13 protein-coding genes are annotated in these 17,219 nt (G+C 75.5%); 10 read left to right on the top strand and 3 right to left on the bottom strand.

What is annotated here, in order from left to right:
• Positions 1–37: 37 nt before the first annotated feature.
• Together SM573_RS22035 and SM573_RS22030 are read right to left on the bottom strand one after the other, a co-directional pair.
• On the bottom strand, positions 38–796 hold the full coding sequence (locus SM573_RS22035) for a class I SAM-dependent methyltransferase (RefSeq protein WP_474610454.1): 759 nt from the start codon (positions 794–796) through the stop codon (positions 38–40).
• A 176-nt stretch (positions 797–972) separates the two neighbouring features.
• Entirely contained in the window at positions 973–2,196 is a 1,224-nt protein-coding gene (locus SM573_RS22030) for an MFS transporter (RefSeq protein ID WP_474610453.1), read from the bottom strand.
• 135 nt (positions 2,197–2,331) lie between these two features.
• On the opposite strand from SM573_RS22030, the gene SM573_RS22025 reads away from it, so the two are divergent.
• The 7 genes from SM573_RS22025 to SM573_RS21995 all read left to right on the top strand — a co-directional run bounded on the left by SM573_RS22025 (position 2,332) and on the right by SM573_RS21995 (position 8,107).
• Positions 2,332–2,781 carry a MarR family winged helix-turn-helix transcriptional regulator gene (locus tag SM573_RS22025; RefSeq protein ID WP_474610452.1) on the top strand — a complete coding sequence of 150 codons (450 nt, stop codon included), beginning with the start codon at positions 2,332–2,334 and terminating at the stop codon, positions 2,779–2,781.
• A 108-nt stretch (positions 2,782–2,889) separates the two neighbouring features.
• The gene (locus SM573_RS22020) at positions 2,890–3,318 is read left to right on the top strand and encodes a DUF6766 family protein (RefSeq protein ID WP_474610451.1); all 429 of its coding nucleotides are present in this window, start codon (positions 2,890–2,892) and stop codon (positions 3,316–3,318) included.
• 73 nt (positions 3,319–3,391) lie between these two features.
• Positions 3,392–4,357, top strand: a complete 966-nt coding sequence (locus SM573_RS22015; RefSeq protein WP_474610450.1) for a zinc-binding dehydrogenase — start codon at positions 3,392–3,394, stop codon at positions 4,355–4,357.
• Between the two features lie 203 nt (positions 4,358–4,560).
• Positions 4,561–5,868, top strand: coding sequence for a phenylacetate--CoA ligase PaaK (gene paaK / locus SM573_RS22010; RefSeq protein WP_474610449.1), 1,308 nt, complete (start codon positions 4,561–4,563; stop codon positions 5,866–5,868).
• A 31-nt stretch (positions 5,869–5,899) separates the two neighbouring features.
• Complete coding sequence (gene paaI / locus SM573_RS22005; protein WP_474617101.1) at positions 5,900–6,319, top strand: hydroxyphenylacetyl-CoA thioesterase PaaI; 420 nt, start codon at positions 5,900–5,902, stop codon at positions 6,317–6,319.
• 54 nt (positions 6,320–6,373) lie between these two features.
• Complete coding sequence (locus SM573_RS22000) at positions 6,374–7,483, top strand: nucleotide disphospho-sugar-binding domain-containing protein (RefSeq protein WP_474616934.1); 1,110 nt, start codon at positions 6,374–6,376, stop codon at positions 7,481–7,483.
• Positions 7,484–7,540: 57 nt separating this feature from the next.
• On the top strand, positions 7,541–8,107 hold the full coding sequence (locus SM573_RS21995; protein ID WP_474610447.1) for a dienelactone hydrolase family protein: 567 nt from the start codon (positions 7,541–7,543) through the stop codon (positions 8,105–8,107).
• Between the two features lie 31 nt (positions 8,108–8,138).
• Here SM573_RS21995 and SM573_RS21990 read toward each other — a convergent pair whose 3' ends face one another.
• On the bottom strand, positions 8,139–10,346 hold the full coding sequence (locus SM573_RS21990; protein WP_474616933.1) for an AAA family ATPase: 2,208 nt from the start codon (positions 10,344–10,346) through the stop codon (positions 8,139–8,141).
• Between the two features lie 194 nt (positions 10,347–10,540).
• On the opposite strand from SM573_RS21990, the gene SM573_RS21985 reads away from it, so the two are divergent.
• The 3 genes from SM573_RS21985 to SM573_RS21975 all read left to right on the top strand — a co-directional run bounded on the left by SM573_RS21985 (position 10,541) and on the right by SM573_RS21975 (position 17,137).
• Positions 10,541–13,441 (top strand): helix-turn-helix transcriptional regulator, encoded by a 2,901-nt coding sequence (locus SM573_RS21985; RefSeq protein ID WP_474610445.1) that lies wholly within the window; start codon positions 10,541–10,543, stop codon positions 13,439–13,441.
• Positions 13,442–13,562: 121 nt separating this feature from the next.
• A complete protein-coding gene (locus SM573_RS21980; RefSeq protein ID WP_474610444.1) occupies positions 13,563–14,333 on the top strand; it encodes a DUF5995 family protein in 771 nt (256 codons plus the stop codon).
• Between the two features lie 716 nt (positions 14,334–15,049).
• Complete coding sequence (locus SM573_RS21975) at positions 15,050–17,137, top strand: APC family permease (RefSeq protein ID WP_474610443.1); 2,088 nt, start codon at positions 15,050–15,052, stop codon at positions 17,135–17,137.
• Positions 17,138–17,219: the final 82 nt, after the last annotated feature.

The raw sequence follows: 17,219 nt of genomic DNA, 5'->3' as shown, positions 1-17,219 counted from the left end.
CGGGAAGCTCAGGATACGTCGGCGGGAGCCACCCGGATCAGCGGACGGCGACGACAGCGGCGTCGGAGCCCCCGCGCCAGAGGGTGCCCACCTCGGCGTAGCCGGCGTCGCCCAGGGCCGCCAGGTGCCAGGAGACCGGCGGGTTCCACTCGGGACTGTGCCCGGTCGGGTAGATGGCGTGCCGGCGCTCGACCAGCGGGGCCAGCGCCGGGTCGGCGGCGGCCCGCTCCCACCAGTCCGACCAGGAGGGCACCGCGCCGGAGGCGTACCGGGCGTGGCGGCGCGTCCGTGCGCGGGCGTCGAGCCGCTTGGTGAGCTCCGGCAGCGCGTCGTCGGGCATGTGGTCGGCGTTGACGAGGATCCCACCCGGCCGCAGCACCTCGCGGATCTCGGCGTAGAGCCGGGTGAGCCGCTCGGCCGGCAGCCAGTGCAGGGCGGTCGCGGTGAGCACGGCGTCGTACTCGCGCTGGGGGAGGTCGGCCACCCAGCCGGCGCGCCCGAGGTCGGCGGTGACCACGGTCGCCCGGTCGGCCAGCGACGCCTCGGCGATGGCGAGCAGCGCCGGGTCCTGGTCGAGCAGGGTCACCTCGGCCCGGGGGAAGCGGGACAGGGTGCGCAGGGAGATCGTGCCGGTGCCACCGGCCAGGTCGAGCAGGCGCGGGGGCGCGCCCTCGGTGACCGCGTCGACCGCGTCGAGCATGGTGGCGAACCGGTGCTCCCGGTCCGGCAGGTAGGCCTCCTGCTGCCGGTCCCAGCTCTCCTGCCAGGCGGCGGCGTCCGTGATGTAAGGAGTCATGTCGAAGAGGCTAGTTACGTAACGCGCGTGGTGTCCAGACCTTGTTGCCAGAACTTTGCAATAAGAAGGAATGGCAACGCGATGATCGGTCGCGGGGCCGGGCGCCAGCCCGGCCCCGCGAGGGTCGTCCTCGACCTCGCGCCCGGAGCGTTCGGGCCCGCGGGGTCGTCGGGGCCTCAGGCCACCGGCACGGGCACACGCTGCTCCGTCGCCCGCCGGGCCGACTCCCGTCGGGCCAGCCGCGACGCGAGGAGCAGGACCGCCAGGCCTACCAGGGTGAGCGCGGCGCCCGCCCAGATGGGCGAGGTGTAGCCGAGGCCCGCGGCGATGGTGACACCGCCGACCCAGGCGCCCAGCGCGTTGCCGACGTTGAAGGCGGCGATGTTCGCGCCAGAGGCCAGCGTCGGGGCCGCGTGGGCGTACCGCATGATCCGCATCTGCAGTGGCGGCACGGTCGCGAAACCGAAGCCGCCCATCAGCAGCAGCGCGACGACGGTCAGCGGCCGGCTACCGGCGGTCAGCGCGAAGCCGACCAGGACGACGGTGAGCACGGCGAGCACCACGGTCAGGGTCCGCGAGACCGAGACGTCGGCCGCCCGGCCGCCGAGCAGGTTGCCGGCGAACAGGCCCACCCCGAAGAGCACCAGCAGCCACGGCACCGAGCCGGACGTGAACCCGCTGACCTCGGTGAGCGTGAAGGCGATGTAGGTGAAGGCGCCGAACATCCCGCCGAAGCCCAGGATCGTGATCACCAGGGAGAGCCAGACCTGCGGGTGGGTGAACGCGCGCAGCTCGTTGCGGAGTCCGCCGGTGGGGGCGTCCGCGCTGCCCGCCGCCCGGGCGGGGACGAGCAGCGCCAGGCCGATCAGCGCGACGACGCCGATGGCGGTGATCGCCCAGAACGTCGAGCGCCAGCCGAGGTGCTGGCCGAGCAGGGTGCCGAACGGCACACCGAGCACGTTGGCGATCGTCAGCCCGGAGAACATCAGCGCGATGGCGCCGGCGCGGCGGGCGGGGGCGACCAGCCCGGCGGCGACGACCGCGCCGATGCCGAAGAAGGCGCCGTGGCAGAGCGCCGCGATGATCCGGCCGCCCATCATCACGGCGTAGCTGCCGGCCACCGCGGAGAGCAGGTTGCCCACGATGAAGAGCACCATGAGACCGAGCAGCACCTGCTTGCGGGGTAGGCGGGTGACGGCCGCGGTCAGGGCCACGCCGCCGACGGCCACGCTGAGCGCGTAGCCGGAGATCAGCCAGCCGGCGACCGGCTCGCTGACCGCGAAGTCGGCCGCCACCTCGGGTAGCAGACCCATGATCACGAATTCGGTGAGGCCGATGCCGAACGCGCCGATGGCGAGCGCGATCAGGCCGGCGGGCAGGGACTGGGAACGTGCGGACATGGCCTTCCCATCGAGGAGGGTTCCAGATAGCAGGCGTGTGCAACTACACGCGCCGACAACGAAATAGTTGCACGCGCTCTCTATGCGCGCAAGCGTGCTAGCCTGGCAGTGGCCCCTGGCACAGGAGGAGGCGGCATGGGCATCGGCGACGACGCGGTGGAGGTCCGCGCCCAGGGTTGGCGCACCCTCGCCGCCCTGCACGGCCACATCGAGACCGCCCTGGAGCGCGCCCTGCAGGCCGACCATGACCTCTCCGTGGTGGAGTACACGGTGCTCGACGCGCTCTCCCGGCAGGACGGCTGGCACATGCGGATGCGCCAGCTGGCCCGGGCGGCCGCGCTCTCCAACAGCGCCACCACCCGGCTGGTCACCCGCCTGGAGGAGCGCGGCCTGCTCACCCGCATCCTCTGCGCCGACGACCGGCGCGGCATCTACACCGAGCTGACCGGGGCCGGCTCCGAGCTGCTCGCCCGCGCCCGCCCCACCCACGACCAGGTGCTCGCCCGGGCGCTGGCCGAGGCGGCGGAGATCCCGGAGCTCGCCCCGCTGGTCGACGCGCTGCACCACCTGCCCGTCGCCCGCTGACGCGGCGCGGCCCCGGGCGATCCGTCGCCCGCCACGCCGACCTCCCGTTTCGACGTCGTCGTGCCGGGGCACTGCCCCCGGCACCACCGTCGAGAAGGGGGGTTCGTGATGGCCGAGACCACCACGTCGAACGGCCGGGGCGCATCCGCCACGACCACCGCACCGCAGGGCTCCCGCCGGCGCACCGGGCCGCCGTTCCGCAAGCCCCGCTGGCCCAAGGCGTACGCCTTCGCGCTGGTCACCGGCGCGCTGTTCCTGTTCTCCTGGATCGGCCAGTTCTTCTTCCAGATGGTCGTGGAGAGCAACGAGGCGACTCAGCACGGCCAGTCGTTCGCATGGGCCGAGTTCCTGCCGCAGTTCTTCGCCTCGACCCTGGAGAACTGGCAGTCGGAGTTCCTCCAACTGGTCTGGCAGGCGGCCGGGCTCGCCCTCTTCTACTACTGGGGCTCCTCCCAGTCCCGCGAGTCCGACGAGCGGATCGAGGCGAAGCTCGACGCGCTGCTGCGCGAGCGGAACATCGACCCGGCGAACCCCTGACCGTCTCCGGTTGACCTCAACCGCACTTCACCGTCCACGCTGGTCGGGTACCTGCGAGCGACAGGAGGACGACGTGCGGGTCATCGAGGTGGGGGCGTTCGGCGGCCCCGAGGTGCTGACGGTGGTCGAGGTGCCGGAGCCCGTGCCCGGCCCCGGTGAGCTGCTGATCGACGTGGCCGCCGCCGACGTGCTCTGGGTGGAGACCGCCATCCGGCGCGGCGCGGGCGGCGACCACTTCCCCGTCGTGCCGCCGTACCGGCCGGGCGTGGGGGTCGCCGGCACCGTCGGCGCGGTCGGCGCCGACGTCGACCCGGCCTGGCGGGGGCGGAGAGTCGTCACCCGTACCGACGAGCGGGGCGGCTACCTGGAGCGGGCCGTCGTGCCCGCGACCGCCGTGACCCCGGTCCCCGACGGGGTCACCCTGCCCGACGCCGCCGCGCTGCTGCACGACGGGGTGACCGCGCTGGGGCTGCTCGACCAGGTGCCGGTGCGCTCCGGCGACCGGGTGCTGGTCACCGCGGCGGCCGGCGGACTGGGCGCGCTCCTGGTGCAGCTGGTCCGCGCCGCCGGCGGGCACGTCGTCGCGGCGGCGCGGGGCGCGGCCAAGCACGAGGCGCTGCGCCGGCTCGGCGCGGACCTCGTGGTCGACTACGCCACGGCGGGCTGGGCCGACCGGGTACGGGAGGCGGCGGGCGGGCTCGACGTCGTGTTCGACGGCGCGGGCGGCGAGTACGGCCGGACGGCGTTCGACCTGGTCCGCGACGGCGGCTGGTTCTCGGCCCACGGCACCCCCGCCGGAGCGTTCGCGGTGCCCGACGCTCCGGCCGCCCGGCGCCGGCACGTGCACGTGCTCGGCATCGCCGACGTGCAGTTCCACCCCGACCTGCGACGCCGCCACCTGCGCGCCGCGCTCGACGCCGCCGCGGCGGGACGGATCACGCCGCTGATCGGGCAGACCTTCCCGCTGGAGCGGGCGGCGGACGCGCACCGGGCGATCGAGGAGCGCGCGACGGTCGGCAAGACCCTGCTCACCGTCTGACCGGTGGCCGTGCCCGTCGCCGGCTCGTCCGCTGGCGGCGCACCCGGTCCCGCCACCCGGCGGTGACGGCGGGCCGCCGTGGGCGTACGGTACGCGGATCGGCGGCCGCGAACCGGGCGGCGCGGGCCGTGGGCGTCTTCCCTGGGTGCGACACCGGTACGTGGGCCCGCCGGCCACGCCACCGCCGTCGTGCAGGAGGACGCATGCAGGACCGCACCCCTCGACGCGAGGACCTGGAGCCGATCGAACGGGCCAGCGTGGACGAGCTGCGGGCGGTGCAGCTCGAACGCCTGCGCTGGTCACTGCGGCACGCGTACGACAACGTCCCGCACTACCGGCGTGCCTTCGAGGCGGCGGGGGTGCACCCCGACGACTGCCGGGACCTGGCCGACCTGGCCCGCTTCCCGTTCACCGGGAAGGCCGAGCTGCGGGAGAACTACCCGTTCGGCATGTTCGCCGTGCCGCGCGAGCGGGTCGCCCGGCTGCACGCCTCCTCCGGCACGACCGGCCGACCCACCGTCGTGGGCTACACCCGCGCCGACCTGACCACCTGGGCCCGGCTGATGGCCCGCTCGATCCGCGCCTCCGGCGGGCGCCCCGGCGACCGGGTGCACGTCGCGTACGGCTACGGCCTGTTCACCGGTGGCCTGGGCGCCCACTACGGGGCCGAGGAGCTGGGCTGCACCGTCATCCCGGTCTCCGGCGGGATGACCGAGCGGCAGGTGATGCTGATCCGCGACTTCGAGCCCGAGATCATCATGGTGACCCCGAGCTACATGCTGGCCATCGTCGACGAGATGCGGCGGCAGGGGATCGACCCCCGCGAAACCTCGCTGCGGGTCGGCATCTTCGGCGCCGAGCCGTGGACCGAGGACATGCGCCGGGAGATGGAGCAGCGGCTGGACATGCACGCCGTGGACATCTACGGGCTCTCCGAGGTGATGGGCCCCGGCGTGGCCAACGAGTGCGTCGAGACCAAGGACGGGCTGCACCTCTGGGAGGACCACTTCTACCCGGAGATCATCGACCCGGTCACCGGCGAGGTGCTCCCCGACGGTGAGCGCGGCGAACTGGTGCTCACCTCCCTCACCAAGGAGGCCATGCCCGTCGTCCGGTACCGCACCCGCGACCTGACCCGGTTGCTGCCGGGCACCGCCCGCCCCATGCGCCGGATCGAGAAGATCACCGGGCGGACCGACGACATGATGATCGTGCGCGGCGTCAACGTGTTCCCGACGCAGATCGAGGAGCTGATCCTGCGCATTCCCGAACTGTCCCCGCACTTCCAGTGCGTGCTCGGACGGCAGGGACGGATGGACAGCCTCACCGTGCGGGTCGAGCGGCGCCCCGGCGTGGCCGCCGACGCCGCCGAGCGGGCCGGGGAGGCCCTCGTGCACCTGGTCAAGAACACCGTCGGGGTGAGCGTGAGCGTGGAGGTGATCGCCCCGGACGGCGTGGAGCGGTCGATGGGCAAGATGCGGCGCATCGTCGACGAGCGGCGGGCGGGCTGACGTGGGAAACGCACGCAACGCGGCGCACGACATGTTCGACGCCGACCCGGCCTCCCGTGGCCTCGGCATCGAACTGGTCGAGGCCGATGGCGGCGCGGCGGTCGCCCGGATGCGGGTGACCGACGGGATGCTCAACGGCCACGCCATCGCCCACGGCGGCTTCGTGTTCCTGCTCGCCGACACCGCGTTCGCGCTGGCCTGCAACAGCTGGGGGCCGCCCACCGTCGCGGCGGGCGGCGACATCACCTTCGTCCGCCCTGCGCGCGCCGGCGACGTGCTGACCGCGCGGGCCACCGAACGCACCCGCTACGGCCGCAGCGGCATCTACGACGTCACGGTCACCCGGGACGACGGCGAGGTGATCGCCGAGTTCCGGGGCCGCAGCCGTACGCTCGCCGCCCGGCCACCCGCCGGCGACGACCCGGCCGCCGCGTCGGCGCCGGCCCGCTGACGCCGGCGCTCCCGCGACCGGTGCGGCGCGCACCGCCCGCATAGGATCGCCCCCATGCGCGTCCTGGTGGTGTCCGCGCCCCTGATCGGCCACGCCTTCCCGCTCGTGCCGCTCGCCGCCGCGCTCCGCGACGCCGGTCACGAGGTGCTCGTCGCCACCGGGGGCGAGGCCGCCGCCGTCGCCGGATCCGGGCTGCCGGTACGCGACGTCGCACCGGGATTCGACTTCGGCCGGATCGCCCGAGGCGTCATGCTGCGTCACCCGCTGGTGGCACGGGCGGAACTCGCCGGCACGGCCGGCACGCGCGGCGCCGGACTGCTCTTCGGCGCGCTCAACGACCACCTCACCGACGCCGTGGTCGCGCTCGCCGACGACTGGCGGCCCGACCTGGTGCTGCACGAGCCGTTCGCGGTGGCCGGCGCGGTCGCCGCGGCCCGGCTCGGCGTGCCGGCCGTACGCCAGGAGAACGCGCTGTTCGACGGGCGGGAGCTGGTCCGGGCCACGACCGCCCGGCTGGGCGGGGCGCTGCGTCGGCACCGCCTGACCGAGCTGCCTCCACCGGCGGCCGCGCTCGCCGTCGCCCCGCCCAGCGTGCTGCGCCAGGACGGCTGGCCCCTGCGCTACGGCGCCTACCTCGGCGGCGGCGAGCTGCCGGCCTGGCTGCGGGAACCGGGGGACCGGCCCCGGGTGCTGGTCAGCCGCAGCACGCTCACCGGGCCCGGCGGCGGCGGGCCGATGGGCGCCGTGGTGGCCGCCGCCGGCCGGGTCGACGCGGAGTTCGTGCTGGTACGCCCGGACCGGCGGCTCGTCGGCACCGCGCTGCCCGCGAACGTCCGCACGGTCGACTGGATCCCGCTGCCGGCCGCCCTGCCGGCGAGCGCGGCGCTGGTGCACCACGGTGGCGCCGGCAGCGTCTTCAACGCCCTCGTGGCCGGCGTGCCGCAGCTCGCCACGCCCGGGCCGGGCGACCGGCGACAGAACGCCGAGCTGGTGGCGCGCCGGGGCGCCGGTCTCGCGGTGCCGGCCCGCGACATCACCGCCGAGACGCTCACCCGCCTGGTCACCGACCCGGCGCTGGGCACGGCGGCCCGCGAGGTCGGTGCCGAGATCGCCGCCAGGCCGGCGCCCGCCGAGCTGGTGGCCCGCCTCGAAGCGCTGTGCTGACCGCCGGCGCGCGTCGACCCGACGCGACGCGCGGTGGGATACGGCAGGATGGTCCGGATGGGACACGTCGTGCTCTTCCACTCCGTTTACGGGTTGCGCCCCGCCGTCCTGGCCGCCGCCGACCGGCTGCGGGCCGACGGGCACGAGGTCGCGACGCCGGACCTTTACGGCGTGCCGGCCGTCGACACCGTCGAGGAGGGCTTCGCCCTGCTGGAGAAGGTCGGCGGGGACGTGGTGCTCGACCGGGCGCGGACCGCGGTCGAGCAGCTGCCGCCGGAGACCGTCCTGGCGGGCTTCTCGATGGGCGCCGGGGTGGCCGGCGCGATGCTCGCCGAGCGTCCGGTCACGGCCGGCCTGCTGCTCCTGCACGGCACGGGCGGCTCACCGGCGGCGGTGCGACCGGGCCTGCGGGTGCAGCTGCACCTCGCCGACCCGGACGAGTACGAGCCGCCGGCCGAGATTGACGAGTGGCGGGACGCGATGACCGCCGCCGGGGCGGACCTGACGGTGTTCCGCTACCCGGGCGCCGGTCACCTCTTCACCGACCCCGACACGCCCGACCACGACGCGGCCGCCGCCGAGGCGACCTGGGAGCGCGTGCTGGCCTTCCTCGCCGACCGCTGACCCGCGTCGCGGCCCGCGCGGATCCGAACGGTCAGGCGGCCGGGGCGAACCCGGCTGCCGCCGGGGCGCCGTCCATCGGCGGAGCCTCCTCGGTGCGGGGCACACCGTCCGCTCCGACGGTGGCGCGATCGCCGGGTGCGGTTCCCCGCGGCGCGGGGCCCGCCCGGAACGAGTGCCCGTCCCGGTCGGCGGCGACGGACCGCGGCGGGGAGGCCGGCGTGCGCACGACGGCTCGGGACGGCGCGGCCCGGACCCGGTCGACGGGCTCCCACCGTCCGCGCGCCGGCCGGCCGTCCGGAGACGCCGCCGCGGCGGTGACCGGCAGCGGTGACCTCCCGGGCCGGCCGGGGCCGGCCGCGTCCCGGTGCGGCGGATCCACCCGGTGGGCTCCGGGCGGGTCGCCGGCCCGGTCGTGGCGGTGCGGGGCGGGGTCGCCCGGGCCGTGACGCGGGCCGCTCGCGACGGCGGCGTCCACGCCCGTAGGGCCGGCGCCCGGGAGCTCGACGGTGCCGGTGGCGCGTCGGGCGAAGGCGGCCCGCAGGCGGCGGGGCAGCCGGTCGGCGACCACCCGGCGCAGCGCGGGCGTGACGAGGGCGTACCGGCCGTCGGCACCCGTGTCGAGGAAACCGGCGGTGACCAGGTCGGACAGCACCCGCGCGGCTCGCCCCGCCGGCCAGTCGAGCAGCCGCTCCACCAGGTCGGCGGTGAACCCGCCGCCCAGCGTGGCGCCGGCCATCAGCGCCGCCCGTCCCGTGCCGTCGAGCCGGTCCACCTCCGCGCCGACGTCCCGCCGCAGCGGCTCCGGCAGCGGCGGCGCCACCGGGTCCGCGCCGTCGGCCAGCGACCGGACGTACGCCGCGGCGTGGCCGGGCATGCCGCCGACCAGCGGGAGCAGCCGCCCCACCAGGGCCACCGGCTGGCCGGCGCGGACCAGCAGGTGGCGCAGCAACCGGCCGGTGTAAACCGGGGTGAGCGGGCGCAGCGGCACCCGGCACCGGCGGCCGGTTCGCACGGGCAGCGCGTCCGCCCGGTCCGCGCCGTGCAGGGCCACCACCGCCAACGGCAGCTCCCGTGCGGCGGCCGCCGTGAACAGGGAGTGCAGGAACCGGTCGACCGCCGGGGTGGCCCGGTCAAGGTCGTCGACCGCGACCACCAGCGGCCCCCGGCCGGCCAGGCGCAGCAGCACCTCCTGGCACCAGGCCGCGCCCGCCGCCGCGGTGGACGTGCCGTCCGGTGCCGCGACCAGTCGCTCCAGCGCGGGCAGCGCGGTCGCCAGCCGGGCCGGCGGGAGCACCCCGTGCAGGGCGGCGCCCAGCCGCTCGCGCAGCATCGCGGGGGAATCCGCCGCGTCCAGCCCGGCGAGGTCGCGCAGCAGCTGCGCCACCGGGGCCATCGGCTCGTGCGGGTGCGGCGGGCAGGCCGCCACGCACCACCGCACCGGCTGCCCGTCGACCACGTCGACGGTGCGCGTCAGCTCGTGCAGCAACCGGCTGCGGCCGCTGCCGGACGGCCCCACCACCGACACCCAGCGGGGGCTGCGCTCCCGCACCGCGTGCAGGACCCGGTCCCGGGCGGTGGCCAGTTCCCGCCGCCGCCCGACGAGCGGTCCGTCGTGCCGCGCCACGGGCGGGCCCGCGAAGGCGACGGGCTGCCAGACGCCCCCGGCCGGTGGCCGGCCGGGCGTCGTGACCGGGGTGAGCCGTCGCTGGCTCACCAGCCCCGCGGTGGCCCGGTGGGTGGCCGCGCAGCAGACGACGCCGCCCGGCGGGGCGTACTCCTGCAACCGGGCCGCGGTGGTGATGACCGCGCCGCTGGCCGTGCCGTGCCCGCCGTCGCGGGCGGCGGCGAGGTCGACCACGGCCTCGCCGGTGGCCACCCCCACCCGGACCCGCAGCACGACGCCGCCCGGCAGCTGCCGCTCGTCCAGTGCCCGCTGCATCTCCAGCCCGGCGCGCACGGCCCGGTAGGCGTCGAAGCCGTCGGACTCGCGTGCCCCGAAGAGCGCCATGACGGCGTCGCCGACGTACTTCTCCACCACACCGTGCCAGCGGCGCAGCACCCCCGCCACCGTGTCGAAGTACGCCCGCTGCACCGCCCGTACGTCCTCGGGATCGAGCCGCTCGACCAGCGCGGTCGAGCCGACGATGTCGACGAACAACACGGTGACCGTCCGCCTCTCCTCCGGCACCGGCCACTGCGGCCACGGAAGCCGCGGCGCGGCGGCGACCAACGTCGACATGGCCTCGCACCTGCCCTTCCCCCCGGTTGACGGCTCACGACCTCCGGAGACTTTCACTCCTCGGCCGACGGGGGATCGGTAGGACGACGTATGTCGGCCGCCCGCAACCTTTGGTCGCAATGTCGACGCGATGAGTACCACATGGGGCAAACGGCCGTAGAACGGTGCGGGGGCCTGTGACTAGGCTGCGTGCCATGGCCAGCGATGTGGACAATGCACCGCTCGTCGGCCGGGCCGACCTGCTGAAGTCGGTCCGGTCGGCCCTGTTCGACGACGTCGCGCAGGGGCACACCGCAGCCGTCTTCCTCACCGGCGAGAGCGGGGTCGGCAAGACGCGCCTCCTGCGCGAGGTGGGTGCGCAGCTGCGCGACGCCGGGGCCCTGGTGCTCACCGGCTCCTGCCTCGACATCGGCGACGCGTCACCGCTGCACCCGCTGTTGCAGGCCCTGCGGCGCTTCGACGCGGAACTGTCCACCTCGCACACCCGCACCTCCTCGGCCGTCCGGGCACTGCTGCAGATGTTCGCGGAGGAGACCGCCGGGCCCGACGGCGCGGGCGCGCTCCTCGAACGGGTGTCGCGCGGGCTGCACCTCATCGCCGAGGGCCGCCCCCTCGTGCTCGTCCTCGACGACCTCCAGTGGGTCGACCGCAGCACCCGCCAACTCCTGCTCTACCTGCTCGCCGGGCTCGGCGACCTCCAGCTCTCGGTGCTCGCCGCCGTACGGGCCGAGTCGTTGCAGGGCGCGCACCCGCTGCGCCGGGTGCTGACCGAGCTGCGCCGGCTGCGCTCCGTACGGGTGCTCGACCTCGCCCCCCTGGACCGGGCCGCCACCGAGCAGCTCGCCGCCGCCGTGGTCGGGCGGCCCCTGCCGGCGGAGGCGGCCGAGCAGGTCTGGCAGCGCAGCGGCGGCAACCCCTTCGTCGTCGAGGAGCTGGCCCGCGACCTGCGTGACGGCCGTGACGGGCTCTCCGACACGCTCCGGGAGATCTTCCTGGCCCGGGTCGACGCGCTGCCGCAGCACGCGCACGCCGTGGTGCACGCCGTCGCCGCCGGCGTGGAACCGGTCGAGCACTGGCTGCTCGCCCGGGTGGTGGGGCTCCCGGAGCAGGACCTCATCGAGGCGGTCCGGGCGACGGTCGCGCACCGGCTGCTCGTCAGCGCCGACGACGGCTACCGGCTGCGACACCGGCTGGTCGCCGAGGTGCTGGAGGACGAGCTGCTGCCAGCCGAGCGTTCCGCCCTGCACCGCCGCTACGCCGAGGCGCTCACCTCGGCGGAGGCGGAGCTGCACCAGGCGCGGCTCGCGCACCACTGGCGGCTGGCCGGCGAACCGGCACGCGCGCTCCCCGCGGCGGTGGGCGCCGCGCAGGAGGCCGAGCGGCTGCACGGTTACGCGGAGGCGCACCGGCACTGGTCGGTGGCGTTGCACCTGGCCGAGGCGCCGACCGCCAGGCCGCGCACGGTGGACCGGGCCGACCTGCTGGGGCACGCCGCCGAGGCGGCCCACCACTGCGGCGAGCACGCCCGGGCGCTGGCGCTGCTGGAGGAGCTGGCCGGCGCGGGTGGCATGTCGGCCTGCGCGCTGCACATCCGCCGCGCCCGCTACCTCGCGGCCGCCGGACGGTCCGCGCTGGCCGAGGCGGAGTACCGGCGCGCGCTGGAGGCCGCCGACTGCACGCCGAGAGAGCGGGCCACCGCGGCCGCCCACCTGGCCGAGCTGCTGCTGCACCTCGGCCGGTACGCCGACGCGGGCCGGCGCGCCCGGGAGGCGCTGGAGCTGGCGGCCACGGTGGACGGCTCCACCTCGGAGGTGGTGGTGGCCAGCGCGGCCCTCGGCTTCAGCGAGGCCTACCTGGAGGACCCGGACGCCGGCCTCGCCGTGATGCGCCAGGCGCTGGACATCGCCGAGCGCGCCGGCCGGCCCGACGACGTCGCGTGCGCGTACCTGCACCTCGCCGAGCTGCTCACCGGACCGCTGAACATCCTCGAGGAGGGGGTGGTGGTGGCCCGCCGGGGCGCGGAGCGGGTGGCGGAGCTGGGGCTCGGCCGCACGTACGAGACCCGGCTGCTCGCGATCGCCACGAACGGGCTGTTCCGGGTGGGGCAGTGGGCCGAGGCGGAGAAGGTCGTGGCCGCCGCGCTGCGCCACCGCCCGTCCGGCGCGGACGCCGTGGAGCTGCTGCTGGCCCGCTGCCGGCTCTCGGTCGGCTACGGGGACATCGAGGCCGCCGACCGTGACCTCGACGCGGTGGCGACGGTGCTCGCCGGCGGGGGCGCCCGGCACGTGATCCCGCTGCTGACCCTGCGCGCCGGCCTGGCCATGTGGCAGGGGCGCCACGACCTGGCCCGGCAGGCCGTGCAGCGCGGGCTCACCGAGAGCCGCTCGGACGACGTGGCGATCCTCGCGGCGCTCGTCTGGCACGGGCTGCGGGCCGAGGCCGAGGCGCACGCGGGGCGCACCATCCCCGTCGACCAGACGGCGGTGCGGCGGCTGCGAGACGTGGCCGGCCGGGTGGCGCGCAAGAGCGAGAAGGCGGCCCGGCCGGTGCGGGACGTCGTCGACGGATTCCTGGCGCTGTGCGACGCGGAGGTGGGCCGGCTCGACGGCAACGACCCCGAGCTGTGGGCCCGCTCGGTGGCCGAGTGGGACCGGCGCAACCACCCCTACCCGGCGGCGTACTCCCGGCTGCGGCAGGCGGAGGCGCTGCTCGCCCGGCGCAGCCGGATGGCGACCGCGGGCAAGCTGCTGCGCGAGGCGTACCGGACGGCGCAGGGGCTCGGGGCGGTGCCGTTGACCTCGGAGATCAGGACGCTGGCCACCCGCGCCCGGGTCGAGTTGGAGGAGCGGGAGCAGGCGCGCGGGCGCGACGCGGCGCGGGACACGGCGGGCGACGACGAGCTGGCGACGCTCACCGCCCGCGAGCGCGAGGTGCTCGCCGCGGTGGCGGAGGGGCTGACCAACAAGGAGATCGGCCAGCGGCTGTTCATCAGCGAGCGGACCATCGGCGTGCACGTCTCGCACATCTTCGACAAGCTCCAGGTCCGCACCCGCGTGCAGGCGAGCGCCATCTACCTACGTAACCGGCGCGGCTGAGCCGCGCGGCGCGGGGGGCGCCGTATACGTCGTTCTACTGATCCGGCGCACAGCGCCGGCTGCAAGGCTGTGCCCTGTCGCGATCGGCGCGCAGGTGCCGTGCACCGCTGTGGAGGGGAAGATGTCGGAACCGGTCTGGGGGCCCGTGCACCGGGACATCGTCGACCTGCTCGCCGACCATCCGGCCGACGTGCCGGCCGTGGTCGACCACCTGACGAAGCTGCAGGACATGCTGGTCCGGCTGCCGCCGCTGCTGGACAGCTGCCCGCTGGCCGACTTCAACAAGCTCTACCTGACCATCACCACCACCGTGCTGGACGGGCTGTACGACGACCGCTTCGTCGACCCGGTCTTCCTGTCCCGGCTCGACGTCGAGTTCGCCGCCCGCTACTTCGACGCGCTGCGGCTGTGGACCGACTCCAGCCCGGGCACCCCGAAGGCGTGGTCGTGCCTCTTCGAGCGGATGCGCGGCCCGGACGCCCGGCCGCTGCCGTCGGCCGCCGCGGGGGTGAACGCGCACATCAACTTCGACCTGCCGTTCGCGCTGGTCACGACGTTCGACCACCTGGAGTCCGAGCCGGTCGACGGCACCGACCAGCACCGTGACTACCTCGAGATCAACAACATCTTCGCGGAGAAGATCCCGGGGCTGCGGCGCGGCTACCTGGAGCGCTGGCAGCTGCTCATCGACATGCTCAACGGCGAGATCGACGACTGGTACCAGGGGGAGCTGGTCGAGTACACCCGCGACGTCGCCTGGCGCAACGCGCAGCGGATATGGCGGTGCCGGCACGACCCGGCCGCCCACGAGTGCGAGCGCAGCCGGCTGGACTCCACGGCCGCGGCGCTCGGTCGGCTGCTGCTGTCGCCCCTCGGGGCGTTCCTGCAGTAGCCGGGACGGGGGGTCCCCGCGTTCCGTCCGGGGGGGACGGAACGCGGGGGCACGTCCCCCGACCCGGGCCGGCGGCGCCGCACGGGGGCTCGACCGGCAGGAGGTCCCGGTGGTCGCCCCCCGAACAGCCGTCGGCGGGCAGGGTCACCGGGGGCCTCGTCCGCGTCGGCGACACCGTCCGCCACCCGGCGGGCCCGTCAACCAGCGCCCTGGACGCCCTGCCGCGGCACCTGCACGACGTCGATCCTCCCGGTGCGTCCCGCCCGCTCGGCCGGGCCGGCAGGTTCTGGAGGACGTCCGGGGCGAGGCCGGTCCGGTGGACGCCACCCACCCGACGGGGAGCTGGCCGGCACGCGGGCGGACCGGCCGGTGCGGGAGTCGGCCGTACGGCTGCGGGCCGCCGCGGGATCGACGCCGCCGCGGCGGGGTGTCGGCCGCGCGGCACCGGGTACGCCCCCGTTCATGAACCCGCCGACCCGACGGCGCCCCGCCGCCCGTCCCCGGCCCGCACGACCCGGCCCGCCCCGCCCGGGTGGCGCCGGCCCGCGTCCGAAGGGCGGTACCCGGTGAGGGCCCGCCCCGCGATGCGGGCCCGTGTCGATCCGAATCCCTCGGCCGGCCCCGGACAGTAGGTCCGGCTTCCCCGTTTCCGTCGGGCGACGGCCGCCGCACCGCCTACGGTCGTGGTCAGGAGTCGGTGAGTGCGGGACGGGGACATGCCTGACGAGCACGGGGGGAAGTCACGACGGGCGCAGCGGCGCCGGCAGCCGCCCGGGCCGGAACCGGCGCTGCGGGCCGCCCGCGACCCGACCCGCCCCGAGGCCGGTGGCCGGCGGGTCACGGTGCCCGAGCGGGTGGCGAGTCCGGTGCGGCCGGCGCCGCCGGCCAACCGCCTGCACCAGTGGCTGTTCCGGCACCGGGTGCAGCCCGTGGGCCCGGAGGCGGCGGAGGGGCAGACCCGCGCGCATCCGTGGTGGCAGGTGATGTGCCTGACCGGCGTCGACTACTTCTCCACGCTGTCCTACCTGCCGGCGATCGCGGCCGTGGCCGCCGGCGCCCTCTCGCCGCTGGCGACGCTGCTGATCGTCGCGCTGACCCTGTTCGGGATGCTCCCGATGTACCGCCGGGTGGCCGGCGAGAGCCCGCACGGGCAGGGTTCGGTGGCGATGCTGGAGCGGCTGCTGCCGTTCTGGCGCGGCAAGCTCTTCGTCCTGGTCCTGCTCGGCTTCGTGGCGACCTCGTGGATCATCACGATCACCCTCTCCGCGGCCGACGCCACCGTGCACCTGCTGGAGAACCCCTACCTGCCCGAGAGCTTCCGGGGCACCGGGGTGGCCGTGGGCGTCACCGTGGTGCTGCTACTGATCCTCGGCGGGGTGTTCCTGCTCGGCTTCCGCGAGGCGGTGGCGGTGGCCATCCCGCTGGTCGCCGTCTTCCTCGTGCTCAACGCGGTGATCGTCGCGGTGGCGCTGGCCCGGATCGTGGACGATCCGGGCATCCTGGCGGACTGGGGGGACGCGCTCGCCGGCGCCGGTGGGCCGGGCGACATCGTCCTGACCACCGCGCTCGCCTTCCCGCTGCTGGTGCTGGGTCTCTCCGGCTTCGAGACCGGGGTGAGCATGATGCCGCTGGTCGCCGGCCGGGGCGCGGACCGTGCGGCGCGGCTGGCCGCCCGCATCCGCAACACCCGGCGGCTGCTCACCGCCGCCGCGCTGATCATGTCGGTGTACCTGCTGCTGACCACGTTCGTCACCACCGTGCTGATCCCGCCGGAGGCCTTCCGCCCCGGCGGGGAGGCCAACGGCCGGGCCCTGGCGTTCCTCGCGCACGCGCATCTCGGCGAGGGCTTCGGCACCGTGTACGACATCAGCAGCGTGCTGATCCTCTGGTTCGCCGGCGCCTCGGCGATGGCCGGCCTGATCAACATCGTGCCGCGCTACCTCCCGTCGTACGGCATGGCGCCGGAGTGGGGGCGGGCCGTGCGCCCGGTGGTGCTGGTCTACACCCTGGTCAGTGTCGCGATCACGCTCGCGTTCCGGGCCGACGTCAACGCCCAGGCCGGCGCGTACGCCACCGGGATCCTCGCCATGATGGTCTCCGGGGCCGTGGCGGTGACCATCTCCGTGCTGCGTCAGCGGCGTCGCCTCGCGGCCTTCGGCTTCACGGTGCTGACCGTCGTGCTGCTCTACGCGCTCGGCGACAACATCCTGAACCACCCGGACGGCATCGCCATCTCCGGGCTGTTCATCGTCGCCATCATCGTGGTGTCGCTGATCTCCCGGGTGACCCGGACGACCGAGCTGCGGGCGGAGCGGATCGAGTTCGACGAGCCGGCCCGCCGGTTCATCGCCGAGTCGCTGGCCCACGACGGTCGCCTGCACCTGATCGCCAACAAGCGCGACAGCGGCGCGGTGAAGGAGTACACGCTCAAGGAGCGGGCCCAGCGGGCGATGAACCCGGTGCCCGGCGCGGCCGACGTGCTCTTCCTCGAGATCGACGTGATCGACCCGTCGGAGTTCAGCAAGGTGCTGCGGGTGCACGGCGTCGAGGTGGGCGGTTTCCGGGTGTTGCGGGCGAGCAGCCCCGCGGCGCCGAACGCGATCGCGGCGATCCTGCTGGCGTTGCGAGACGTCACCGGCGTCCGGCCGCACGCCCACTTCGAGTGGTCGGAGGGGAGTCCGATCGGCCATCTGCTGCGCTACCTGATCCTCGGGCGCGGGGACACCCCGCCGGTGGTCCGGGAGATCCTCCGCCGCACGGAGCCCGACCGTGCCCGCCGGCCGGGCATCCACGTCGGCGGCTGACCCGCCTCGCCGTCCGCGGCGTCCCGGGAAGACATGAATGGCGAAACTATTCACGTTCACACCTGACTGTCCGTATTGCCTC

The sequence above is a fragment of the Micromonospora xinjiangensis genome, from assembly GCF_056150165.1.
Note: the sequence above shows the minus strand (reverse complement) of the source record. Positions and strands in the feature narration are given on the sequence as shown.

Coding starts and splice junctions, on each gene's coding strand:
- SM573_RS22035 (WP_474610454.1), bottom strand. CDS start 796: ATGACTCCTTACATCACGGACGCCGCCGCCTGGCAGGAGAGCTGGGAC.
- SM573_RS22030 (WP_474610453.1), bottom strand. CDS start 2,196: ATGTCCGCACGTTCCCAGTCCCTGCCCGCCGGCCTGATCGCGCTCGCC.
- SM573_RS22025 (WP_474610452.1), top strand. CDS start 2,332: ATGGGCATCGGCGACGACGCGGTGGAGGTCCGCGCCCAGGGTTGGCGC.
- SM573_RS22020 (WP_474610451.1), top strand. CDS start 2,890: ATGGCCGAGACCACCACGTCGAACGGCCGGGGCGCATCCGCCACGACC.
- paaK (WP_474610449.1), top strand. CDS start 4,561: ATGCAGGACCGCACCCCTCGACGCGAGGACCTGGAGCCGATCGAACGG.
- paaI (WP_474617101.1), top strand. CDS start 5,900: ATGTTCGACGCCGACCCGGCCTCCCGTGGCCTCGGCATCGAACTGGTC.
- SM573_RS22000 (WP_474616934.1), top strand. CDS start 6,374: ATGCGCGTCCTGGTGGTGTCCGCGCCCCTGATCGGCCACGCCTTCCCG.
- SM573_RS21995 (WP_474610447.1), top strand. CDS start 7,541: ATGGGACACGTCGTGCTCTTCCACTCCGTTTACGGGTTGCGCCCCGCC.
- SM573_RS21990 (WP_474616933.1), bottom strand. CDS start 10,346: ATGTCGACGTTGGTCGCCGCCGCGCCGCGGCTTCCGTGGCCGCAGTGG.
- SM573_RS21985 (WP_474610445.1), top strand. CDS start 10,541: ATGGCCAGCGATGTGGACAATGCACCGCTCGTCGGCCGGGCCGACCTG.
- SM573_RS21980 (WP_474610444.1), top strand. CDS start 13,563: ATGTCGGAACCGGTCTGGGGGCCCGTGCACCGGGACATCGTCGACCTG.
- SM573_RS21975 (WP_474610443.1), top strand. CDS start 15,050: ATGCCTGACGAGCACGGGGGGAAGTCACGACGGGCGCAGCGGCGCCGG.